Annotated in this window: 21 protein-coding genes and 1 other RNA gene; 9 read left to right on the top strand and 13 right to left on the bottom strand. The window is 70.2% G+C overall.

The window, feature by feature from the left end:
• The first annotated feature begins 73 nt into the window (after positions 1–73).
• Entirely contained in the window at positions 74–421 is a 348-nt protein-coding gene (locus O2L01_RS08680; protein WP_270121511.1) for a DoxX family protein, read from the top strand.
• A gap of 71 nt (positions 422–492) precedes the next feature.
• Here the strand turns inward: O2L01_RS08680 and O2L01_RS08675 are convergent, their stop codons facing one another.
• The 5 genes from O2L01_RS08675 to glnA all read right to left on the bottom strand — a co-directional run bounded on the left by O2L01_RS08675 (position 493) and on the right by glnA (position 8151).
• A complete protein-coding gene (locus O2L01_RS08675; RefSeq protein WP_270121510.1) occupies positions 493–1926 on the bottom strand; it encodes a glycosyl hydrolase family 18 protein in 1434 nt (477 codons plus the stop codon).
• 337 nt (positions 1927–2263) lie between these two features.
• Complete coding sequence (locus O2L01_RS08670) at positions 2264–3232, bottom strand: magnesium and cobalt transport protein CorA (protein WP_270121509.1); 969 nt, start codon at positions 3230–3232, stop codon at positions 2264–2266.
• Between the two features lie 257 nt (positions 3233–3489).
• Entirely contained in the window at positions 3490–6105 is a 2616-nt protein-coding gene (locus tag O2L01_RS08665) for a bifunctional [glutamine synthetase] adenylyltransferase/[glutamine synthetase]-adenylyl-L-tyrosine phosphorylase (RefSeq protein WP_270121508.1), read from the bottom strand.
• Positions 6098–6781: a type 1 glutamine amidotransferase gene (locus O2L01_RS08660; protein WP_270121507.1), complete on the bottom strand. Its 684-nt coding sequence runs from the start codon at positions 6779–6781 to the stop codon at positions 6098–6100. Before O2L01_RS08660 ends, O2L01_RS08665 begins: the two co-directional genes overlap by 8 nt.
• 17 nt (positions 6782–6798) lie before the next feature.
• Positions 6799–8151, bottom strand: coding sequence for a type I glutamate--ammonia ligase (gene glnA / locus O2L01_RS08655; protein ID WP_270121506.1), 1353 nt, complete (start codon positions 8149–8151; stop codon positions 6799–6801).
• A gap of 88 nt (positions 8152–8239) precedes the next feature.
• On the opposite strand from glnA, the gene O2L01_RS08650 reads away from it, so the two are divergent.
• Complete coding sequence (locus O2L01_RS08650) at positions 8240–8962, top strand: MOSC domain-containing protein (protein WP_333490289.1); 723 nt, start codon at positions 8240–8242, stop codon at positions 8960–8962.
• A 90-nt stretch (positions 8963–9052) separates the two neighbouring features.
• On the opposite strand, the gene O2L01_RS08645 is transcribed toward O2L01_RS08650, so the two are convergent.
• The 4 genes from O2L01_RS08645 to O2L01_RS08630 form a co-directional block, all read right to left on the bottom strand.
• The gene (locus tag O2L01_RS08645; protein WP_270121505.1) at positions 9053–9739 is read right to left on the bottom strand and encodes an HAD family hydrolase; all 687 of its coding nucleotides are present in this window, start codon (positions 9737–9739) and stop codon (positions 9053–9055) included.
• A 61-nt stretch (positions 9740–9800) separates the two neighbouring features.
• Positions 9801–10655, bottom strand: coding sequence for a 3-methyl-2-oxobutanoate hydroxymethyltransferase (gene panB, locus O2L01_RS08640; RefSeq protein WP_270121504.1), 855 nt, complete (start codon positions 10653–10655; stop codon positions 9801–9803).
• A 169-nt stretch (positions 10656–10824) separates the two neighbouring features.
• A complete protein-coding gene (locus O2L01_RS08635) occupies positions 10825–12558 on the bottom strand; it encodes an NAD+ synthase (RefSeq protein ID WP_270121503.1) in 1734 nt (577 codons plus the stop codon).
• 60 nt (positions 12559–12618) lie between these two features.
• The gene (locus tag O2L01_RS08630) at positions 12619–13377 is read right to left on the bottom strand and encodes a sulfite exporter TauE/SafE family protein (protein WP_270121502.1); all 759 of its coding nucleotides are present in this window, start codon (positions 13375–13377) and stop codon (positions 12619–12621) included.
• Between the two features lie 31 nt (positions 13378–13408).
• On the opposite strand from O2L01_RS08630, the gene rnpB reads away from it, so the two are divergent.
• Both rnpB and O2L01_RS08620 read left to right on the top strand, forming a co-directional pair.
• Positions 13409–13793, top strand: an RNA gene (rnpB, locus tag O2L01_RS08625) — RNase P RNA component class A.
• 63 nt (positions 13794–13856) lie between these two features.
• Complete coding sequence (locus O2L01_RS08620; protein WP_270121501.1) at positions 13857–14579, top strand: protein phosphatase 2C domain-containing protein; 723 nt, start codon at positions 13857–13859, stop codon at positions 14577–14579.
• Here O2L01_RS08620 and O2L01_RS08615 read toward each other — a convergent pair.
• The 3 genes from O2L01_RS08615 to ctaC all read right to left on the bottom strand — a co-directional run bounded on the left by O2L01_RS08615 (position 14576) and on the right by ctaC (position 16543).
• Positions 14576–15055, bottom strand: coding sequence for an NUDIX hydrolase (locus O2L01_RS08615; protein WP_344469135.1), 480 nt, complete (start codon positions 15053–15055; stop codon positions 14576–14578). The two genes, O2L01_RS08620 and O2L01_RS08615, sit on opposite strands and share 4 nt — an antisense overlap.
• 111 nt (positions 15056–15166) lie before the next feature.
• Positions 15167–15613 carry a cytochrome c oxidase subunit 4 gene (locus tag O2L01_RS08610; protein ID WP_270121499.1) on the bottom strand — a complete coding sequence of 149 codons (447 nt, stop codon included), beginning with the start codon at positions 15611–15613 and terminating at the stop codon, positions 15167–15169.
• A 9-nt stretch (positions 15614–15622) separates the two neighbouring features.
• Positions 15623–16543, bottom strand: a complete 921-nt coding sequence (gene ctaC / locus O2L01_RS08605) for an aa3-type cytochrome oxidase subunit II (protein ID WP_270121498.1) — start codon at positions 16541–16543, stop codon at positions 15623–15625.
• A 141-nt stretch (positions 16544–16684) separates the two neighbouring features.
• On the opposite strand from ctaC, the gene O2L01_RS08600 reads away from it, so the two are divergent.
• The gene (locus tag O2L01_RS08600) at positions 16685–17800 is read left to right on the top strand and encodes a cysteine desulfurase family protein (protein ID WP_270121497.1); all 1116 of its coding nucleotides are present in this window, start codon (positions 16685–16687) and stop codon (positions 17798–17800) included.
• Between the two features lie 69 nt (positions 17801–17869).
• Entirely contained in the window at positions 17870–18472 is a 603-nt protein-coding gene (locus tag O2L01_RS08595) for a DUF4291 domain-containing protein (RefSeq protein WP_270121496.1), read from the top strand.
• On the opposite strand, the gene O2L01_RS08590 is transcribed toward O2L01_RS08595, so the two are convergent.
• On the bottom strand, positions 18457–19032 hold the full coding sequence (locus tag O2L01_RS08590) for a TetR/AcrR family transcriptional regulator (protein ID WP_270121495.1): 576 nt from the start codon (positions 19030–19032) through the stop codon (positions 18457–18459). The two genes, O2L01_RS08595 and O2L01_RS08590, sit on opposite strands and share 16 nt — an antisense overlap.
• A gap of 85 nt (positions 19033–19117) precedes the next feature.
• Here O2L01_RS08590 and O2L01_RS08585 point away from each other — a divergent pair, with 85 nt between their 5' ends.
• The 3 genes from O2L01_RS08585 (at position 19118) to O2L01_RS08575 (ending at position 21547) form a co-directional block, all read left to right on the top strand.
• A complete protein-coding gene (locus O2L01_RS08585; RefSeq protein ID WP_270121494.1) occupies positions 19118–19588 on the top strand; it encodes a GNAT family N-acetyltransferase in 471 nt (156 codons plus the stop codon).
• Between the two features lie 151 nt (positions 19589–19739).
• Complete coding sequence (locus O2L01_RS08580) at positions 19740–20162, top strand: toxin-antitoxin system YwqK family antitoxin (RefSeq protein ID WP_270121493.1); 423 nt, start codon at positions 19740–19742, stop codon at positions 20160–20162.
• Between the two features lie 89 nt (positions 20163–20251).
• The gene (locus O2L01_RS08575) at positions 20252–21547 is read left to right on the top strand and encodes a hypothetical protein (RefSeq protein ID WP_270121492.1); all 1296 of its coding nucleotides are present in this window, start codon (positions 20252–20254) and stop codon (positions 21545–21547) included.
• Positions 21548–21628: the final 81 nt, after the last annotated feature.

Here is a 21628-nt window from a genome sequence, read left to right as displayed (position 1 = left end):
ATCCGCGGGGCGTCCGAGACTGGTGGGGATCCGGCGGAACGGCCGCCGGGCGCTCGTCGGAAAGCCGCGCCTCATGTTCATCGCGTTTGTCGTCGTCACCCTGATCACCATCGCCGCCAACGCGATCGAGTCGGTCGCGAACTTCATGAAGGCCGACTGGGTGAAGCGGAACTCGCACGCGGTCGGCGTGCCGGACTCGTTGCTGCCGTTCCTGGGATTCGTCAAGGGCGCGGCGGCGGGCGGCCTCGCGGCCGGGTTCTTCTGGCGGCCCTTGGGGATCGCCGCAGCGGTCGGGCTGGTGTTGTTCTTCGTGCTGGCGCTGGTGCTCCACGTGCGGGAGCGGGTCTTCCACAACATCGCCGGGCCGATCGCGTTCCTGGCGTTGAGCGTCGCGACGCTGTGGCTCATGCTCGCCGCTTAGTTCCGAAGAGAGCGGTCGGCGGGACCCGGGGTCCCGCCGACCTGGCGGGTCAGGCTGGTGTGCAGATGGAATCAGTCGAGGCCGGCGGCGATGGCGTTCACGAGCGCGCCGTTGCTCGTGTCGCCGGAGAGCTCCCAGGCGAAGGCGCCGCCGAGGCCCTGGGCGTTGGCCCAGGCCGTCTTGGTCGCGATCGTGGCCGGGGTGTCGTAGCTCCACCATTCGCCGTTGCAGTAGGCGTAAGCGGTGCCGCCGACGGTTCCCGTTGCGGGGCACTTGTTCACGAGGACCTTGTAGTCCTCGATCCCGGCCTCGTAGGTGCCCGGTGCGGCGCCCGTGGCGGATCCTCCCGGCGTCGCTTGCGTGACGCCGGTCCAGCCTCTGCCGTAGTAGCCGAAGCCGAGCAGGAGCTTCGATGAAGGGACGCCGACGGACTTCAGCTTCGCGATGGCCGTGGCGCCGTCGAAGCCGGCGATCGGCTGCCCGCTGAAGCTGTTCAGCGGCGAGTGGGGGGCGGTCGGCCCGTCCTTGTCCCAGGCGCCGAAGTAGTCGTAGGTCATGACCTGGTAGTAGTCGACGTACTGGGCCGCCGTGCCGTAGCCGCCGAGGTCGATCTTGCCGCCCGAGGTGCCGTCGGCGGTGATCGCGGCGGTCACGAGCTCGTTCCCGAACTTGGAACGCAGCGCGCTCATGAGGTTCGTGAACGCTTGCGTCCCACTGGTGTCGCAGGTGAGGCCGCAGGCGTTCGGGTACTCCCAGTCGATGTCGATGCCGTCGAACAGTCCGTTCCAGCGGGCGTCGTGCAGCAGGTTGTAGCAGGACTCGGCGAACGCGGCCGGGTTCTGCGCGGCCTGGCCGAAGCCGCCGGAGTAGGTCCAGCCGCCGAAGGACCAGACGACCTTGATGTCCGGGTACATCTGCTTGAGCTTCAGGAGCTGGTTGAAGTTGCCGCGCAGGGGCTGGTCCCAGGTGTCGGCCTTGCCGTCCACGGACTGGTCGGCCGTGTAGGCCTTGTCGATCGCGGCGTACGAGTCGTCCAGTGTGCACTGGCCGTTCTTGACGTTGCCGAACGCGTAGTTGATGTGGGTGAGGTCCTCGGCCGAGCCGGAGGAGACGATGTTCTTGACGTGGTAGTTGCGTCCGTATACGCCCCACTCGGTGAAGTAGGCCGCGTTGATCTTGCCGCCCTGGCCGGGGTTGCCGGTGGGCTCTTCGGTGGGGGTCTCGGTGGGGCCGGCGGTCTGCGTGGGTTCGCCGCCGCCTCCGCAGGCGCCCTTGGACTCCCAGACGCCCCATTCGCCGGTGGTGCCGGGTTCTTCGCCCTGGGTCCACCACTTGGCGCGGTACTCGGTGCCGTTGTGGGCGGCAGTGTCGCCGCCGACGTACACCTTGGACGCGGACCAGGCGGCGGAGCAGGTGGTGGCGGCGGAGGCGGTGAAGGGGTTGGCGACGGTGTAGAAGACGCCGGCGGTCATCACGGCCAGGGCCGCGGTGAGCGCTGCGATCATCCGTCTCGTTTTCAGTCGTCTCAATGTTCCTCCCAAAAGTAAAGAGACTTAACTGATAGGTATCTTTATTTTTACGGGAACACGGAATGAAGTCAAGGATTTGCATTGAAAAATTTCAATGGCGTAGATGGTCGGAAATGGGAGCGTTCATTCGCGACGGAGCGCGACCACCGCCTCCACACTTTCGTTTTGCGCGCCCCCGCTACAGTGGTCGGCGAAGGCAGGCAGGGCCAGAGGGGCGGCACCTTCGCGGCGGACTCGCGAGTCGGGGACGGGCGCGACGGCACCGCCCCTCACTCGTTCCCAAGGGCCGCAACGGTTTTCAGAAGCTTGGAATTCAGAGCCAGCCGTTGCGGCGGAAGCCGCGGTACAGCAGGACGCAGACCAGGGCCATGAGCAGCAGCGAGAGCGGGTAGCCCACGGCCCAGTGCAGTTCGGGCATGTGGTCGAAGTTCATGCCGTAGATCCCCGCGATGATCGTGGGCGCGATGGCGATTCCCGCCCAGGCCGAGATCTTCTTCGTGTCCTCGTTCTGCCAGGTGCCGATCTGGCCCTGATGGGCCGTGAGCACTGTCGTCAGCAGGCTCATGCAGATCTCGATCGCGGCGTCCACCCGGATCAGGTGCGCGGCGACCGACCCGAAGCCCGTGTGCCGCAGGAAATCCGTTTCGCCGTTCCGCCGCTTGAGCGAGCGCGCGAACGGCACGAGCGGGTGCACCGCGTTCTGGAACTCGAGCGTCTCGCGGATGAGGAAGTAGATCTCCTGGTTGCGGTCGACGCGCTCGCCCGAGAAGATCGCGCGCTCGAGGTCGTTCACGTCGTCGGCGAGGTCCTCGACCGCGCCGTCGTACTGCTCGACGATCGCGTCGAAGAGGGCGTGGACGACGCCGGGCAGGCCCTCGGCGCGGAAGGCGTTGTCGTCGGCGAGGCGCCGGCGCACAGCGGGAACGGGATCCACGACGCCGCGGCGCACGGTCACGAGCGAGCGGCCGTCGGTGTAGAAGGTGAGGTCGCCGGTCTCGACCTGCCGAGTCGCCTCGATGTACCAGACGGTCTTGACGAGCACGAAGATCGCGCCTTCGACGGTCTCGACCTTCGGGCGGCGGTGGATGGTGTGCGCGGGGTCGACGGTGAAGCGGTCGAGGCCCAGCGCTTTGAGGGCTGAGGTGACGAGTTCAGGGTCGGACGGCGCGTCGAGTTCGACCCACACGAAGGAGGATTCGGCGGCGGCGGCCGCGCGGAGCTCATCGGCACTGCCGCGCCGGTCCTCGGCCCCATCGGGCCCGACCACGGTGTAGTCGATCATCCGCGCCCCCGTTCGCTTCAGACCAGAGTCTAGTGCGGCACCCGATGCGCGGGGCCGGACTGGGTCGGCACGGCCGGCACCCGGTTCGCGGGGCGGCTCTCGTTTCGTTTGACTTACGGCGAATAGCCGTCCACAAACCCCCACCCGCCACAAGAGGGGAAAGAACAGCGCGCCGCCGCCATCTTGGCGCGCCCGGCCGACAAGAAACCCCGCCGATCGAGCCCGGGCGGCCGAAGGTCACCGAAACGAGTGAAACTTCAGCTCTCGTAGACGATCCGCTGCGCCGCGTCGTGAGCGCGCCTCGTGAGTTTGCGGTAGTGGTTGAGGAACCGCTCGGTGTCCTCGCCGAAGCCGAGCGTCTGCGCGAGCGCCGCGAGCTCGGGCCCCGAGCGCGGCAGGTCGTCGCGCGGGACGCCGCGCGCCAGCGTCATGTCGTTGCGCACCCGCGACACGAACTCCCACGCCTCGCGCAGCGCCGCGAGGTCGTCGCGGCGCAGATACCCGGCCACCGCCGCGGCCTCCAGCGCGGGCACCGTGCGGGTCGTGTGCAGCGTCGCGTCCTCGCCGTGCTCGAGCTGCAGCAACTGCGCGGTCCACTCGATGTCGACCAGTCCCCCACGCCCGAGTTTGGTGTGGCCGTTGGGATCCGCGCCGCGCGGCAGCCGCTCCGAGTCGACGCGGGCCTTCACCCGCCGGAACTCGATCCGCTCGGCCTCGCTCAGCCCGCCGGCCCGGTACCGCACCTTGTCCGCGAACGCCGTCCACGCCTCGCACAGCTCCGGGTCCCCCGCCACCGGCCGGGCCCGCAGCAGCGCCTGGCGCTCCCACAGCCGCGCCCGGTCGGCGTAATACCGCTGGTACGCAGCGAAACTCGGCGTGATCGGCCCGCCCTTGCCCTCGGGCCGCAGATCGAGATCGATCTGGAGTGGAGGGTCGGCGGTCGGCGCCGCGAGAAGCGTGCGCACCGACTCGACGATCCGGTTGGCGGCCTTGCGACCCGCGTCGTCCTCCGCGGCGTTCACGAACACGACGTCCGCGTCCGAGCCGAACCCGGTCTCGCGCCCTCCCAAGCGGCCCATGGCGATCACGGCGATCGGAGGCGGCTCGGGGACGTCGCGCGACGCGATGTGCAGGGCCGCTTCGAGCACCGCGTCCGTGAGATCGGAGAGGGCCAGGCCCACGGCCTGGTCGTCAAGGAGCCCAAGAAGATCCGCAGCGGCAACCCGGATGAGTTCGCGGCGGCGGATCGCGCGCACCGCGCCGATCGCGGCGAGGGCCTCGGCGTGCCGCGCCGCGGCCTGGCTCATGCCCATCGCGAGTTCGGCGCGCGAGCGCGGCGTCAGGTCGGCGTTGTCCGAGAGGTACCGGAGCGACTGCGGCACATGCAGCAGCAGGCTCGTGAAGTACCGGGACGTGCCGAGGAGGCGCGCGAGGCGCACCGCCGCCGGGCCGCCGTCGCGCAGCAGCCGCAGGTACCAGGGGGTCGAGCCGAGCTTGTCCGAGACCTGCCGGTACGCGAGGAGCCCGCGGTCGGGCTCGGGCGAGTCGGCGAGCTCGTGGAGCACGACCGGCAGCAGGGCCTTCTGCACTGTGGCCGTGCGGGAGACGCCGGCCGTGAGCCGCCTGATGTGCGTCAGCGCGCTCGCGGGGTCGGCGAAGCCGAGCACGGCCAGGCGCGAGGCGGCCTCGGACTCGGTCATGCGCAGCTCGTGCGTGGGCACGCGCGTCACGGCGTCGAGCAGCGGCTTGTACAGCAGCTTCTCGTGCAGGCGGCGCGCGGTGGCCGCGTGCGCGCGCCACGCCGCGAGGAACGCCTCGTCGGTCTTGTACCCGAGCGTCCGGGCGAGGTGGTGGAGCGGTTCGCCGCCTTCGGGAACGCGGTGGGTGCGCAACAGCCGCTGGAGCTGCAGCCGGTGCTCGACCGTGCGCAGGAAGACGTAGGTGTCGGCGAGCTCGTCGCCGTCGCGTCGGGACAGGAAGCCTGCGGCCACAAGGACTTCAAGCGCTTCCAATGTGGACCGCACTCGCAGGGTCGCGTCGCCGCGGCCGTGCACGAGCTGCAGCAGCTGCACCGCGAACTCGATGTCCCGCAGGCCGCCCGGGCCGAGCTTGATCTCGAACCGCCGCTCGGCGCGCGGCACCGAGTCGGCGACCTTGCGGCGCATGTCGCGGATGTCGGCCACGACGCCGGGCCGGTCGGCCGCGCCCCAGATGAACGGCTGCACGGCCGCGAGCCAGTCGAGCCCGAGCTGCAGGTCCCCCGCGGCGGGCCGGGCCTTCAAGAGCGCCTGGAACTCCCAGGTGCGGGCCCAGTCCTTGAGGTACGCGAGGTACGAGTCGACCGAGCGCACGAGCGCGCCGTGGCGGCCCTCGGGCCGCAGCCCCGCGTCGACCGGCCACGTCGCGGGCCCCACGATCTGGATCATGCGGGCGGCCTGGCGCGTGGCGAGGTCGAGGTCGCCCTCGGCGACGAACACGACGTCCACATCGGAGACGTAGTTGAGTTCCTCGGCGCCGGTCTTGCCCATGGCGACCACGGCGAGGCGGGTCTCTCCTGGGATCTCTTTGCGCGCCAGTTCAAGGCCGCGCGCGAGGACCGCGTCCGCCAAGCGGGACAAGGCGGCCGAGGTCGCGCGCAGGTCCGCGCGCCCGGTGAGGTCCTGCGCGGCGATCCGCAGCAGGTTGGCCTTCCACGCCGCGTTCAGCTCGAACGCGCCCGCGTCCCGGATCCGGGTGAGCCCGGCGTCCTCGTCCTCGACGAGGGCGGCCTCGGTCTCGGGGTGGGCGCGCAGGAAGTCGCCCAGCGCGTTGCTGGCCTCGACTACGGCGAGGCGGGCCTCGTCGACCCCGGTGCTCTTCTCGGACTCAGGCATCGATGACCGGCAGCGCCTTCCGCTCGCCCGCGGCGACGCGTGCGAAGCGCTGCAGGATCGGCTTCCACGTGAACACGATGTGCTCGTCCACCTCGGCGGCCTTGGCCAGCGCGGCCTCGTCGAAGACGCCGAACCCGGCCAGCTGCTCGGGGGTGAACTCGAAGTGGGACTGCACGCCCCACGCGGTGTCGCGGATGCGGAAGACCTCGAGCGCGCCCTGCGGGGAGGCCGCGAGGAGCGTGGCCTCTTCGGGGAGCGCGACGAGTTCCTGGCGGCGCCAGCGGATCACGTCGAGGGTCATCGGCGCGGGGCCGAAGATGAGGTCGCGTCCGGCGGCGTCGCGCTTGGCGAGCATCCGGGGCCCGAACGGCTCGTCGCGGTCCTCGACGGCGCCGCCGAAGGCGACGGCGAGCATCCGCGCGGAGGAGCAGATCGCGAAGACGGGGGTGGTGTCGGCGACGGCGGTCTCCATGAGCCCGCTGAGGTCGTCGCTCCAGTCCTTGCCGCGCCCGCCTCCGAGGGCGATGAGGGCGTCGTGCCCTCCGGCGGAGTTCGGTACGGCCTCACCGAGGTGGGGCCGTACCGTGTCGAGTTCCATTCCGGCTTCGGCGAGCCATGCGGCGGCCCGGCCGATGCCCTGCGCGGGGTCGTTCTCGATGACGAGTGCAGTGCTCACCCGTCCATGCTAATCGGTTACAGATTGATGTACCGCTTGCGTTCGAACGCCGTCACCTGGGTGCGGTAGTCCTCCCACTCCTGGCGCTTGTTCTTCAGGAAGTAGTCGAAGACGTGCTCGCCCAGGACCTCGGCGACGAGCTCGGAGGACTCCATGGCGTCGAGGGCCTCGGCGAGGTTGCCCGGGAGCGGCTGGTAGCCGGCGGCGGTGCGCTCCTTGTTGGTGAGCGCCGAGACGTCGTCCTCGGTGCCCGGGGGCAGCTCGTAGCCCTCTTCGATGCCCTTGAGTCCGGCGCCGAGGAGCACGGCGTACGCGAGGTACGGGTTGGTCGCGGAGTCGAGCGAGCGGATCTCGACGCGGGCCGAGTTCGGCTTGCCGTAGGCCGGGACGCGCACGAGCGCGGAGCGGTTGGCCTTGCCCCAGGAGACGTACGAGGGGGCCTCGGAGATCTGGCCGGGCTGCGGGCTGGTGAAGAGCCGCTTGTAGGAGTTGACCCACTGGTTGGTGATCGCGGTGAACTCGGGCGCGTGGCGCAGGAGCCCGGCGATGAAGGCCTTGGCGGTCTTGGAGAGGCGCTGCTCGTCGCTCGGGTCGTGGAAGGCGTTGTCCTCGCCTTCGAAGAGCGAGAGGTGGCTGTGCATGCCGGAGCCGGGCTGGGTGTTGTACGGCTTGGGCATGAAGGAGGCGGTGACGCCGGAGGTGAGCGCGACCTCCTTGATGGTGTGCCGGAACGTCATGATGTTGTCGGCGGTGGTGAGCGCGTCCGCGTAGCGGAGGTCGATCTCCTGCTGGCCGGGGGCGACCTCGTGGTGGGAGAACTCGACGGAGATGCCGATGCGCTCGAGGGCGAGGATCGCCTGGCGGCGGAAGTCGCGGGCCACGGAGTGGGTGGTGTGGTCGAAGTAGCCGCCGTCGTCCACGGGCTCGGGCTTGTCGCCGGTCTCCGGGAAGATGTCCTTGAAGAGGAAGAACTCGATCTCGGGGTGCACGTAGAACGTGAAGCCGCGGTCGGCCGCCTTGGAGAGGGCGCGGCGCAGCACGTGGCGCGGGTCGGCCCAGGACGGTGCGCCTTCGGGGGTCAGGATGTCGCAGAACATGCGGGCGGACTCGCCGATGCCGCGGCCTTCGAACGGGAAGACCTGGAACGTGGTCGGGTCGGGCATGGCGACCATGTCCGACTCGTAGACGCGCGCGAAGCCCTCGATGGCGGAGCCGTCGAAGCCGATGCCCTCGTCGAAGGCGGATTCGAGCTCGGCCGGGGCGACGCTCACGGACTTGAGCGTGCCGAGGACGTCCGTGAACCAGAGCCGCACGAAGCGGATGTCGCGTTCTTCGAGCGTGCGAAGCACGAACTCCTTCTGGCGTTCCATGGGTGTCCTCCTAGGTCCTGGGGCCGCAATTGTCTCACCTGTTTATGTCACTGACGTTAACCCAGGCAGATAGACGTTAAAACGTGAGATGGGTACCTTGGTGAGCATGTTCGCAGGCGATGTCAAAGAGTTGTGGCGCTATCCCGTCAAGGGCCTCCGGGGCGAGTCGCTTCGTTCCGCCGTGGTCGATTTCGACGGATTGGCCGGGGACCGTTTGTTCGGTTTGTTCGAGCCGGGCTCGGATAAGGCGGTCTGGGGTGGGAGCCATCCCAAGATGATGGGATGGGAGGCGGCGTGGCCGGCGCAGTGCGGCTGCGCCGACGCGGTGTCGGGCGAGCCGGTGCTGTACGAGCCGGGCGGGGCCGCGTGGGGCGCGGACGAGGCCGAGCTGCCGGCGCGGCTGGCCGAGACGATCGACGCCGAGAAGGGCGTCGAGATCCGGAAGGTCAAGCGCGACTACGGGCGCATCCTGGTGATCTTCGAGGCCAGCGTGCGCAGGCTGAGCGAGCAGATGGGCCGCGAGATCGAGGCGGCGCGGTTCCGCCCGAACGTGGTCGTGGACGCGGACCTGGCGCCGTACGCGGAGTACGAGCTCGAGCGCGGGATGTCGATCCGCTTGGGCGACAACGAGTTCACGCTGCAGAAGCCGTGCGAGCGGTGCGTGCTGCCGAGCTGGGACCCCACCGGTGAGAACGTGCGCGACAAGGAGCTCCACAAGTTCATCATCAACGAGCTCGACAACCACTTCGGGATCTACCTGCGGGTCAACGACCCGGTGACGATCAAAGTGGGCGACGGCATCAGCGGCTGAGCAGCCGCCGGATACTAGGACGCCCTGAGCCGGGGATCGGTCGGCTCAGGGCGCATCCCCAGCATAAGGGCTGGGTGCGACAAGCTGGGTTCACGCCGTGCGTTCCGTGACCCAGCGGTGGATGAAGGGGTACAGCTCCTCAAGGGACGCGGCCGAGGCGGTCGCGCGCGGCCACGGGCGGCCGTAGTGGTCGATGTACGCGGTCGCGCAGCCGCGGTCGGCGGCGGGCACGAGGTCGTTGCGCGGGATGTCCCCGATGCTCAGCAGCGCCGCGGCCGGGCGCTCCTCCAGGAGCTCGTCGAGGATCGAATCCATGCTCTCGGGCTTGCCCGCGTCGCCGATCACGTGGTCGAACAGGCCGTCCAGCCCGAGGCGTTCGAGCGCCGGCCCGAGGGTCGCCGCGGGGGCGTTGGTCGCGAGCGCCACTTCGATGTTGCGCGGCAGGCTCCAGATGAACTCCTGGAAGCCCTTCGGCGCCCAGATGTCGAACTCGCCGGCGGCCATGCGCTTGCGGGTCTCGGCGTACGCCTCGGCGCGGACCAGGTCGTCGACGCCGTATTCGCCCGCGAGGCGGCGCACGGCGTTGTCGGCGTCGTAGGCGTCGAACGTGGAGGCGGTCGTGGGCTTGCCGGCGACGAAGGCGGCGTGCGCGGCGAGGAAGGCGCGTTCGTCCACGGCGTCGAGGTGGGCGGCCACGAGACGGGCGTAATGGGTCGCGTGCTCGGAGCCGAGCCGCACGGTGCCGTCGTAGTCGAACAGCAGGATGGCGTCGTTCACGTACGGAGACGCTACGCGAAAGGTCGCCTGCCCCAAAGGGGAAGGCGACCAGACTCACGGGTTATTCGAAACTGTGCGCTTTCGTGGGGAACTCCCCTGCCCGGACTTCATCGGCGAAGGCCTTCGCGGCGCCTTGCAGGACGTCGGCGATCTCGGCGTAGCGCTTGACGAACCGCTGCGGGCGGCCGCGGCGGAGGCCGGCCATGTCCTGCCAGACGAGGACCTGCGCGTCCGTGTCCGGCCCGGCGCCGATCCCCACGGTGGGGATCGGGAGCTGCTTCGTGATCTCGGCGGCCACCGAGGCGGTGACCATCTCGAGGACCACGGCGAACGCCCCGGCCTCGGCGACGGCGTGCGCGTCGGCCTCGACCTCGGCGGCCTGGGCGTCGCGGCCCTGGACGCGGTAGCCGCCCACGGCGTGCTCGCTCTGGGGCGTGAATCCGATGTGGCCCATGACGGGGATGCCCGCGTTGGTGAGGGCCCGGATCTGCGCCGCCATGCGGCGGCCGCCTTCGAGTTTGACGGCGTGGGCGCCGGCCTTCATGAACCGCACGGCGGTCTCGAGGGCCTGCGCGGGGCCGGACTCGTAGGAGCCGAACGGCAGGTCGGCGACGACGAGGGTCCGCTGGGTCGAGCGGGCGACGGCCGCGACCAGCGGTACGAGTTCGTCGACCGAGACCTGGAGGGTCGTCTCGTAGCCGTAGACGTTGTTGGCGGCGGAGTCGCCCACGAGCAGCGCCGGGATGCCGGCCTCGTCGAAGAGGGCCGCCGTGTACTGGTCGTAGGAGGTCAGCATCGCCCACTTCTCGCCGCGCTCTTTGGCTTCGATGAGGTGGCGGGTGCGGACGCGTTTGACGTTCTTGCCCGGCCCGTACAGGCTCGGGATCTCGTCAGGGGAACTTGATGCGGACGTCATCGTCGGAACTCCAGAATCTCCTCGTGGCCGGCCTCGCCGGTCCCCGGGCATGACTGATCCAAACTAACGCTCATCGATGTCCTTGTCATCCGGCGAAGCGTTTGCTGTGACAAATCACCTCCACGGCGACGCTTGCGAGCCGTAAATTGGCACCGCCGGAAGACCAGGCTTACTTTCCGCGGAAGTGGTTCGTGATCGGCAGGCGCCGATCACGGCCGAACGACTTCACGGTGATCTTCGTGCCGGGAGCGGACTGGCGGCGCTTGTACTCGGCGCGGTCGACCAGGCCGGCGATGCGCTCGACGACGTCGGCCGGGTAGCCCTGCTCGACGAGGTCCTCGCGTCCGGCGTCGCCGTCGACGTAGCCGACGAGGATGCCGTCGAGGACGGCGTAGTCGGGCAGCGAGTCGGAGTCGAGCTGGTCGGGGCGCAGCTCGGCGCTCGGCGGCTTCATGATGATGTTCTCGGGGATCGGCTCGGTCTCGCCGAGGCTGCGCGCCTTCTCGTTGCGCCAGTTCGCGAGTTCGTAGACGAGGGTCTTGAGCACGTCCTTGATGGGCGCGAAGCCGCCGCACGAGTCGCCGTACAGCGTCGAGTAGCCCACGGCGTACTCGCTCTTGTTGCCTGCCGCGAGCACGAGGTGGCCGTGCTGGTTCGAGAGGGACATCCAGATGACGCCGCGCACGCGGGCCTGCAGGTTCTCCAGGGCGAGGCCGGAGACGGCGATCTCGGCGAGGTAGGCGTCGACGATCGGCTGGATCGGCTCGACGACGTGGTGGAGGCCGCAGCGCTCGGCCAGGTCGGCGGCGTCGTCGAGCGAGTGCTGCGAGGAGTACTGGCTCGGGTTGGCGACGGTGTGGACGCGGTCCGCGCCGATGGCGTCCCGGGCGAGGACGGCGGTGACCGCCGAGTCGATGCCGCCGGAGAGGCCGAGTAGGACCGAGGGGAAGCCGTTCTTGTTCACGTAGTCGGCCAGGCCGAGGCGCAGGGCCTCCCAGACCTCTTCGTGGCGGCCGAGCTCGGGCGCGAACGTGGGCTCGATGCGGGTCTCGATCGCCGCGGGCTCCTCGGAGAGGACGTGGAGCGAGGTGCTCATGAGCGACGACGAGTGGTTGGCGATGGCGCGGCTCGCAGCGGGGCATTCGACGTCGGTGACGAGCAGTTCGGAGGCGAAGCGGCGGGCGCTGGAGATGATCGAGCCGTCGGCGGCGACGATCATCGAGCCACCGTCGAAGACCAGGTCGTCCTGGCCGCCGACCGTGTTCAGGTAGGCGACCGGGGCGCCGACCCCGGCGGCGCGCTCCTTGACGACGGCGAGGCGGCGCTCGTGCTTGCCCTGCTCGTAGGGGGAGGCGTTGATGTTGATCACGAGGCCCGCGCCGGCCTCCTCGGCGACGGTGAACGGCACGCCGCCCCATACGTCCTCGCACACGGTGAAGGCCACGTCGACCCCGCCGATGCGCGCGAGGTGCAGTTCGTGGCCCGCGACGAACCACCGGTCCTCGTCGAAGACCCCGTAGTTCGGGAGGTGGTGCTTGTAGTAGCGGAACAGGACCTTGCCGTCCTGAAGCAGCGCCAGGGCATTGCGGATGCCGTGACCTGTGGTGGAGCCGACGGGTCCGTCCGCGTCCAGGTATCCGACGGCGACGGGCAGCGATCCGTTCCCGTCGGCGGCGATCTCCTCGGCGAGGCGGACGAGGCGGTCGCGGCTGGCCTCCACGAAGGAGTGGCGCAGCGCGAGGTCTTCGACCGGGTAGCCGGTGAGGGACTGCTCGCCGGTCGCGAGCAGGTGCGCCCCGGCGACCGTGGCCGCGGAGGCGGCCCGGCGGATGAGGTCGGCGTTGTGGTCGAGGTCGCCCACGATGGGGTTGTCCTGGGCGAGTGCGATTCGGAGCGTCGGCATGAGCCTATTCTTCCGCGCCCGCGGCGCTCCCGTCACCGGAGTTCCGGGAAGTGGTCTGGATCAGAGCGAGCGGGCCAGGAGGACCCCGGAGAGCACGAGGCCGTAGACGACGATCGCGATCCGCAGGGGCCGTTCGGGAATCCGCTGGAAGACCCGCGCGCCGACGTACCCGCCGATGAACGTGGCGGGCACGAGCACGCCGATCGCCCACCACGCCACATCGGCCCAGATGCCGTACATGATGCTGGTGACGACGCCCACGAGCATCGTGCAGAAGTTCTTCAGCGCGCCCACCCGGCCCAGGGTCTCGGAGACGCCCATCGCGATGACGGCCATGAGGATCAGGCCGAGTGCGGCGTTGAAGTACGAGCCGTAGAGGCACCCGGCGAACACGCCGATGTGCAGGACCACGGGGTGGAGCGCGCGGCCGCCGTTGAGCTTCGTCACCTTCCGGTTCACCCACGGGCCGATCGCCATGAGCACGGTCGCCGCGAGCACCAGGAACGGCACGATCGCCTCGAACACCGAGTGCGGGGTGTTGAGGAGCAGGAGCGCGCCGCAGACCGACGCGACGAGCGCCGTGGGGACGAGCAGGAGCGCGCGGCGCTTCTGGCCGCGCAGGTTCTCGCGCGAGCCGACCGCGGCGGCCGCGTACGCGGGCGCGACGGCGATGCCGTTGGTGGCGTTCGCCAGGAGCGGCGGCACGCCCACGGCCATCAGCGTCGGGTACGTGATGAGCGAGCCGCCTCCGGCCACGGCGTTGAGCCCGCCGCCGACGAGGCCGGCGAGCAGCAGAGCGGAGACCTGGAGCAGATTCATGGCTCAGGCAGCGTACGCTTGACCGCTGGAACGAGTCGGCCAGGCGGTCGCGGCGGATGCGGGAGACCACATCCGGCGAGGAACGTCCGGGCTCCACAGGGCAGGGTGGTTGCTAACGGCAACCCGGGGCGACCCGCGGGACAGTGCCACAGAAAGTAGACCGCCGGCCTCGGCCGGTAAGGGTGAAACGGTGGTGTAAGAGACCACCAGCGCCGCCGGTGACGGCGACGGCTCGGTAAACCCCACCCGGAGCAAGGTCAAGAGGAGCCGCGAGGCTCTGCGTGAAGGTTCGAGGGCGGCCCGCCCGAGTTCGCAAGAACGCCTTCACGGGTAGACCGCTCGAGCGCGCCAGCAATGGCGCGCCTAGATGGATGGCCGCTCAATGACAGAACCCGGCGTATCGGTCGGCTCGTTCCCCAGGTTTCAGTGAGGACTCCCCCGTTGTGATCGAGGTCGTGGCGGCGTCGCGCCCGGGAGGGGTGGCGCCGAATGAGGATTTTCATCTGGTCGGCGACGGCTGGGCGCTGGTGCTGGACGGCATCACGCGGTATCCCGGCGATGGATGCGTGCATGACGTCCCCTGGTACGTGCGGCTGCTCGGGGAGGCCGTTGCGGCGCGGATCGGCGCGGCCGATCTTCGATGGGCGCTCGCTCGCGCGATCGAGGCGGTGAACTCGCTTCACGCCGACAGCTGCGACCTCGCGAGTGCAGTGACGCCCGGTGCGACCGTGGCGGTCGTGCGGCTGGTCGCGGACCGGGTCGAGTGGCTGATCCTCGGGGACTGCGCGATCGCGGTGCGGGACCGGGACGGCGGGGTGGTCGTCGAGTCGGACGGGCGGCTCGCCGCGCTGCCGGGGGTGGCGGCCGTGGACGTGGCGGGAGTGCGGCGCTGGCCCGTCGAGTACGTCGCTGAGGTCCGCAACCGCGAAGGCGGGTATTGGGTCGCCGCAAGCGATCCGGGGGCCGCTGAGGAGGCGCTCACGGGTTCGTGGCCCGTGGAGCGGATCGGCGAGCTGCTGCTCTGTACCGACGGGCTCACGCGGTTGGTCGAGCGGTACGCGTACGAGTGGCCCGCGCTGTTCGAGGCGGGCGTCGACCGCCTCATCGACTCGGTTCGGGAGCTGGAGGCGGCCGACTCCCGGTTCGGGCCGCTGTCGAAGCGGCATGACGACGCGACGGGCGTCCTGATGCGCTGGCGTTAAGCGAGCGGGCCGAGCTTGTAGTGGGCCAGGAGCTTCGCGGTCGCGCGGGTCATCTCCGGGAGGTCGTGCACGGAGTGCCAGCCGGCGTCCCAGACCTCGTGGCCGTCCACGAGGATCTGCGTGGTCTCGGGGTCGCGTTCGAGGTGGAAGACGTTGTCGACCCAGCGGCCCGAGGTGTGGACGACCGCGCACGGGTTCGCGGGGACCAGTTCCTCGAGCTCGGCTTCGATGCCGGTCTCCTCGGCGAGTTCGCGGCGGGCTCCTTCGACGGGCTGCTCGCGGCGGTTGAGGAGGCCCGCCGGGAGCGACCAGCGCTTCCCCGGGGGCTGGCGCAGCATCAGCAGGCGCTCGCGGTCGGCGTCCATGACGAGGACGACCGAGCCGAGCGTGTAGGTGGGGGTGGCGAGCCGCACGATCCTGCGCCGCATCGGGTGCGGGAGGTTGTAGAACACCACTCCGACCAGGCGCCGCAGCATCGGCGCCTTTCGGCGCTGCACAGAGGGAGTCACCGCCACACCCTAACCTTTTCCACTGTCGCAATGGAAAAGGCCCGGAGCGGGCGCTCCGGGCCTTTCGACGTGTGATCCCTACTGCGGGCCGAGCTTGCGCGTGCCCGTGTAGTACTCGAAGACCAGGCCGCCCACGGCGAACAGGATCGCGACGACGGCGGCGGTGATGAGCCACGGGAGCCAGAACACGACGCCCAGGCCGGCGAGCAGGGCCGTGAGGGCCAGGCCGAGCGGCCAGTACGAGCCGGGGCTGAAGAAGCCGACCTCGCCCGAGACGTCGGAGATCTCGCCGTCAGGGCGGTCCTCCGGGCGCGGGTCGATGCGGCGCGAGATGACCCAGAACACGAGCCACACCATGCCGGTCAGGAGACCGGAGAAGATGAGGGCGATCGTGCCGACCCATTCGACGTGGTTCGGCACGCCGTAGGCCGGGTTCTCGTTGTACCAGGTGGCCCATCCGTAGAGGGCCGCGAAGATGAACATCGAGACCATCACGATGAGGAAAAGGCGGTTCTCAGTCTTCACGGTTCTCCCCTAGCTCGCTTCGCCAGTGGCCTGGTCGGTGTCGAACGGGTGCGTCGTGGTCGCGTACGGCTCCTGGCCGATGAGCTCCAGCGCCTCCGGCGTCGTCATGCCCTCGACGCGGGCGTTCACGAAGGTCTCGTAGTCCTCCGGCGAGACCACGCGCATCTCGAAGTTCATGAAGGCGTGGTAGGCGCCGCAGAGCTCGGCGCAGCGGCCCACGAAGGTGCCCTCGGAGTTGAAGTCGACCTCCCAGCGGGTGGTCTGCGCGTCCGAGCCCGGGATGAGGTCGCGCTTGAAGAGCAGGTCGGGGACCCAGAAGGAGTGGATGACGTCCTCGGCGGTGCCGACGAAGCGCACGTCCTCCTCGTTCGGGACCACGATGATCGGGATGTAGCCCGAGTCGCCGGTCTCGGTGACGGGCTGGCCGTTGGCGCCGACCAGCGGCTCGCACTCGTCGTCGGAGTACGTGAACTGCCAGTTCCACTTGAACGCGGTCACGTTGGTGCAGGACTGCGGTTCGTCACTCATCTCCGTGACGTTGTCCTGCACGATGACCGTGTAGTAGAAGAGGATGCCGATGAGCACGAACGGCAGCGCCGTGAAGGTGAGCTCGGCCGGCAGGTTGTACTTGGTCTGGCGGGGCAGCTCGGTGTCGCTGTCCTTCTTCTTGTAGGCGGCGATGCACCAGAAGGTCAGACCCCACACGATGAGGCCGACCGCGAGCGCGGCGACCGTGGATCCGATCCACAGGTCGAACATCTGCTCGGACTGGGTCGTGGGGCGCGTGCGCGGCCAGCCCAGGTAGAACGCGTCGTCAAGGCTGCACCCCGCGAGCACGATCGGGAGCAGCGCGGCGATCCCGGTGAGACCTATCGCGCGGCGGGCTCGGCCGCGACGTTCTCGGGACGGTTTTCCGACCACCTGTCTCATGCCTTTCTCAGCGCTCGGCTCCGCGTCCGCCGCCGGGCGGGCGGCAAGGCGCAGATCTTGACGGCAAGAGCCTACTGCTTGGCCCGGGCCCGGGAGTGCAAGGGGTTGGGTTCGCGCCGGGAAGTCTTCTACATTTGACAGGTGACCGACACGTACTTCGACGGCGCGACCGCGCAGCCGCCCCATCCGGCGGCCCGCGACGCCTATGCTGCGGCTTTGTCGGAGGGCTGGGCCGGCCCCGGCCGACTGTACACATTGGGCCGGCGGTCGCGGATGCTGCTCGAGGCCGCTCGCCAGTCGGCGGCCGCGTCCCTGGGCGTGACCCCTGATGAGGTCACTTTCACATCGAGTGGGACACAGGCCGTGCACGCGGGCGTACTCGGCGTCATCGCCGCCCGGAGCCGACCGGGCCCGCTCGTGCACAGCGCCGTGGAGCACTCCTCCGTGCTGCACGCCGCCGAATGGCACGAGCGTTCGGGCGGGACCGCGATCTCGGTCCCGGTGGACCGGCTCGGCCGCGTCGACGCCGACCCTCTGGCAGGGATCGAGGACGCCTCGGTGCTCGTCGTGCAGAGCGCGAACCACGAAGTCGGCACCCGGCAGCCGATCGCCCAGATCGCGGCGAACGCGGACGGCGTGCCGCTCGTGTGCGACGCCGCCGCGAGCCTGCCGTGGGAGCCCGTGCCCGAGGGGTGGTCGGTGCTCGCCGCCAGCGCCCGCAAGTGGGGCGGGCTGGCCGGGGCGGGGATCCTGGTGGTGCGCAAGGGGACGCGCTGGCGCAATCCGTTCCCCGGGGAGGACTCCTCGATCCGGGAGGCGATCGGCGAGGTGGACGTGCCGGCCGCGGTGGCCGCGGCGGCGTCGCTGCGCGCGGTGGTCGCCGAGCGCGAGGAGCTGTCGAAGCGGGTGCGGGCGATGACCGAGCGGATCCGGGATCACATCGCGGAAACCGTCCCGGAAGTGGAACTGCCGGGCGATCCGGTGGACCGGCTGCCGAACATCGTCACGTTCTCGTGCCTCGGGGTGGACGGCGAGGTGCTGCTGACGGAGTTGAACCGGGCGGGCTTCGCGGTGTCGTCGGGCTCGGCGTGCGCGTCGACGCGGCTGCGGCCTTCGCATGTGCTGCAGGCGATGGGCGTCCTCAGCCACGGGAACGTGCGGGTGTCGCTGCACCGGGAGACCACCGAGGACGAGGTGGACCGGTTCCTGGAGGTGCTGCCGGGCATCGTGGAGGGCATCCGGCGGCTGTCGCGGTAGCGCACTGGCCTGGCGCTCGGGGCTCTATCGGGCTTGCCGAGGCGCGCCGGGCCCTGGCAGGATCCGGCTATGACGATCCCCTCGCGGCAGATCCGCGCCGCCTTCGACGACGACACGATCACCGTCTACCAGGCCTATGACCCCGCTATCGCCGAGCCGGCGCTGGCCGCGCAGACGTTCGTGCCGCCGTTCAAGCGCGAGCGGATGACGTGGATCAAGCCGTCGTTCCTGTGGATGATGTACCGCTGCGGGTGGGCGGCGAAGCCGGGCCAGACGCGGGTCCTGGCGATCCGGATCAGCCGGGAGGGGTTCGCTTGGGCGCTGGCGCATTCGTGCGGGAGCCGCCCGGCGGAAGGCGAGACGGAGGAGGCGTGGAAGGCGCGCCTCGCGGGGTCGCCGGTGCGGGTGCAGTGGGATCCGGAGCGGGACGTGCGCTTGGAGCGGCTGGAGCACCGGTCGATCCAGATCGGGCTTTCGGGCGAGGCCGTGGACTTGTATGCGGGCCAGTGGATCGCGGGCATCGAGGAGGTCACGGGCCTGGCGCGGCAGATCGGGGCGGCGGTGGCGGCCGGGCGTCTCGGGGAGGCCCGGGAGCTGCTGCCGATCGAGCGGCCGTTCCCGCTGGACGCGGCGACGGCCGCGTTCGTGGGCGCGGATCAGGCGAGGCCGTAGGCGGCGAGCATGGTGTCGAGTACGGCCTCTTGGGCTGCGGCGCTGTAGGTCTCGGGGTCGAAGCAGGCGAGTTGGGCGGCGCCTTCGGTGGCGGCGACGAGCGCGAAGACGGCGGTGGCGCGGCGGTCCTCGTCCCAGTCGGGGGCGGCGGCTTCGACGAGTCTGGCGACGCGGTCGCGCCAGACGCGGTTGTTCTTGCGGTGCAAAGCGATCAGTTCGTCGTCCCCCACTGAGGCGGCGAGGAAGCCCATCCAGACGAGCGCTTCCTGCGCCGAGTCCTCGGTGAGGGCCATGCCTTGGGCGAGGATCGCGCGGAGGGCCGCGCGCGGGGTCGCGGCCTCGGCTTCGAGGCGTTCGACGCGCACGCGCGTGCGGGCGTGCAGGAGGTCCCGGGCGTGGACGAGGAGGGCCTTGCGGCCGGGGAAGCGGTGCATGACGAGGCCGGTGGTGCACCCGGCCTCGGCGGCGACGGCGCGGATCGTCAGGTGCTCGATGCCCTTGCCGGCCAGGATGCTCCAGACCGCCTTCGAGATCCGTTCCTGCTGCGCCTCGTGGTCCACTCGGCGTGCGATGGCCCGCTCCCCTCGTTGTCGTAACAAGTGTTACCGTAACATCTGTTACGACGATTCCGCCGAGGAGGACCCCATGCCCGCGACCGCCGCCTGGACCATCGAAGCCCGCGCCTGGGACGACCCCGAGGGCGCCGCGCTGCGCGCCGGCCAGCGCGCCGAGCTCGACGAGCGGTACGGCTGCGACGACCACGAGCCGGGGCCGCTGCCGTCCGCCGAGGACGTCGCGGTGTTCCTCATGGCCTTCGGGCCGGACGGGAAGGCCGTGGGCTGCGGCGCGCTCCGCGCTCTCGACGCCGTGTCGGCCGAGGTCAAGCGCATGTACGTGGTCCCCGGTTCGCGCGGCTCGGGCGTCGCCGCGGCGCTGCTGGCCGCGCTGGAGGACGCCGCCCGTGATCGCGGCTGGACCACCGTGAAGCTCGAGACGGGCGACGCCCAGCCGGACGCGATCCGCTTCTACGAGCGCGAGGGCTACCACCGGATCCCCCGCTTCGGGCACTATGTCGACTGGGACATCTCGGTCTGCTACGAGAAGTCGCTCGCTTAGGGAGCCTTGCGGTCGAGGGCGACCCGGCCGCGTTGTGTCGCGAAGCCTGAGTGCACGCCTGCCCGAGCGCCTAGGCTCGGCGGTGGACCGCGCGACACGGCCGTTCGCGCCTCGCAGGGAGGCGGCGCGGTCCACCGGAGGGAGGCCGACCATGGGTGCACCTGACAAGCCGAGGCCCGAGGACGCCCCGAACCGACTCGACGACGAGGGCCGCAAGACCGGGCAATGGGCCGAAGAGGACGCCCACGGCGGCTTCGTCGTGGGCGATTACGTCGCGGGCCAGCGCGAGGGCATGTGGCGCCACTACGCGGACGACGGGCGGCTCCGCTCCGAGGGCGGGTACGCGGACGGGCTCCTCCACGGCCAGTGGACCTGGTGGCGGGCCAACGGGCAGCCCCTGCAGCGCGGCGACTTCGACCACGAGAAGCGCGAAGGCCTCTGGGAGCGGTGGACGAAGGACGGCGCGCTCATCGACAGCGGCAGGTACGAGCAGGACAAGAAGGTCGGCGAGTGGCATTACTACAACCCCGACGGGACCATCAAGAGGACCACGGTCCACAAGCCCCGCAAGTGAGCTCGCGTTCGGGCGGGCCGGTGGCGGGCGGTTCCTACACTTAGGGCGTTTCTTCGTCAGTGCCCGGCAAGAAAGCGAATCGCCCGAACATGAAGCTCAGAGCAGCGCTGTGCTGCCTCGCCGCCTCGGGACTGCTCCTGAGCGGCTGCAGCGACGACAGCGGCACGATCACCGACTCAGAGGAGTCCGCCACCGCGGCCGAATCCTCGGCCGCCCCCGAGGAGATCGACGCCGAGGCGTTCGAACCGCCGATGCAGTTCGACACCGGTGCGAGCGTGCCGCTCCCGGAGGAGGCCAGCGCCGGGAACATCAACCTGGCCGGCAACGCGGTCAGCCCGCTGCCGACGCTCCTCGCGGGCACCAAGGCGTTCATCGCCTCCGCGAACCAGCTCCAGATCATCGACACGCGCACCGCCGAGGCACTGCCCGCGATCACCCCGCAGTCCGGCACGCCGATGGACCCGGCGCTCACCGTGTTCGCGGGCGACAACCCGATCCAGGCCCCGATCGCCGTGGAACTGGGCGGCAAGCAGCTCGTGATCGTGCCGTTCCTGACCATGGGCACGGCCGAGGGCACCGCCGTCGCGCACCAGAGCCTGGAGGTGATCGCGGTCGACGTCGCCACCGGCGAGCAGGCGTTCAGCGTCGTGACGGAACTGCCGGTCGCCGGCGACGACGTGGACGGCCAGTACGCGAACGCCGTGGCCAAGGGCGAGTCCGGCGGCATCGCCGTGATCGACCTCGACGTCTACCCGGCCTACACCGTCGCGGTCGACCTGAACGCGCAGGCGGTCGCGTGGCAGACGGTCTTCGCGACCGAGGCGGTCGCGGGCGACACCGTGGTCGGCTTCCCCGGCGAACGCGACTACAACCGGCACCACGGCGGCCTCTCCATCACCGACGGCTCGGTCGTCTGGGACGACCCGGACTTCGGCTATGAATCGCTCGGCCCGGCCGGGTCGAAGTACCTGTACGGCTTCGGCGGCTTCGACCACGTCGACGGCGGCCTCTACCTCGTCGAGGCCGCGACCGGGAAGGTCACGAGCCTCGAGACCGAGGAGCGCGACTCGGGCCTGTGCCGCTTCGACGGCCAGACGACGCTGGTCTGCACCGACACCTGGGGCTGGCTCGGCGCGGTGAACACCGAGACCGGCGAATGGCTCTGGCAGTTCGATCCCTCTCCCGAACGCGCCTCCATCGGCATCACCGCCGTCTGGCACGGCGCGATCTACGGCAACACCGCCAACGGGCCGGTAGTCCTGGACGCCCTCACCGGAGCCGACGCCGAAACGGCCCCCGGCGTGGCGCCGTATGTCGTCAACGAATACGGGGCGGTCGCCATGCTCGACGGCGGGTCAGTCTCCGCGTTCCCGGCGATCGCTTAGGAGGAGGGAAGCGGGGGCCCGGCGGGGGGGGGGGCCCCCGGGGGCGGAGACGCGTGGGGAAAACGGGGGTTGTAAGGGCTT

Origin of the sequence: Glycomyces lechevalierae (assembly GCF_027622945.1) — a bacterium.
In the GTDB taxonomy this organism is placed as follows: Bacteria; Actinomycetota; Actinomycetes; order Mycobacteriales; family Micromonosporaceae; genus Glycomyces; species Glycomyces rutgersensis.
Note: the sequence above shows the minus strand (reverse complement) of the source record. Positions and strands in the feature narration are given on the sequence as shown.

Bases quoted from the DNA above. Each gene is read 5' to 3' on its own strand.
- O2L01_RS08615 (WP_344469135.1), bottom strand. From the start codon at position 15,055: ATGCTGCGGCGCCTGGTCGGAGTGGTGTTCTACAACCTCCCGCACCCG.
- panB (WP_270121504.1), bottom strand. From the start codon at position 10,655: ATGACGTCCGCATCAAGTTCCCCTGACGAGATCCCGAGCCTGTACGGG.
- O2L01_RS08665 (WP_270121508.1), bottom strand. From the start codon at position 6,105: ATGCCTGAGTCCGAGAAGAGCACCGGGGTCGACGAGGCCCGCCTCGCC.
- O2L01_RS08670 (WP_270121509.1), bottom strand. From the start codon at position 3,232: ATGATCGACTACACCGTGGTCGGGCCCGATGGGGCCGAGGACCGGCGC.
- glnA (WP_270121506.1), bottom strand. From the start codon at position 8,151: ATGGAACGCCAGAAGGAGTTCGTGCTTCGCACGCTCGAAGAACGCGAC.
- O2L01_RS08595 (WP_270121496.1), top strand. From the start codon at position 17,870: ATGACGATCCCCTCGCGGCAGATCCGCGCCGCCTTCGACGACGACACG.
- ctaC (WP_270121498.1), bottom strand. From the start codon at position 16,543: ATGAGACAGGTGGTCGGAAAACCGTCCCGAGAACGTCGCGGCCGAGCC.
- O2L01_RS08650 (WP_333490289.1), top strand. From the start codon at position 8,240: ATGGGTACCTTGGTGAGCATGTTCGCAGGCGATGTCAAAGAGTTGTGG.
- O2L01_RS08630 (WP_270121502.1), bottom strand. From the start codon at position 13,377: ATGAATCTGCTCCAGGTCTCCGCTCTGCTGCTCGCCGGCCTCGTCGGC.
- O2L01_RS08580 (WP_270121493.1), top strand. From the start codon at position 19,740: ATGGGTGCACCTGACAAGCCGAGGCCCGAGGACGCCCCGAACCGACTC.
- O2L01_RS08675 (WP_270121510.1), bottom strand. From the start codon at position 1,926: ATGATCGCAGCGCTCACCGCGGCCCTGGCCGTGATGACCGCCGGCGTC.
- O2L01_RS08635 (WP_270121503.1), bottom strand. From the start codon at position 12,558: ATGCCGACGCTCCGAATCGCACTCGCCCAGGACAACCCCATCGTGGGC.
- O2L01_RS08585 (WP_270121494.1), top strand. From the start codon at position 19,118: ATGCCCGCGACCGCCGCCTGGACCATCGAAGCCCGCGCCTGGGACGAC.
- O2L01_RS08680 (WP_270121511.1), top strand. From the start codon at position 74: ATGTTCATCGCGTTTGTCGTCGTCACCCTGATCACCATCGCCGCCAAC.
- O2L01_RS08575 (WP_270121492.1), top strand. From the start codon at position 20,252: ATGAAGCTCAGAGCAGCGCTGTGCTGCCTCGCCGCCTCGGGACTGCTC.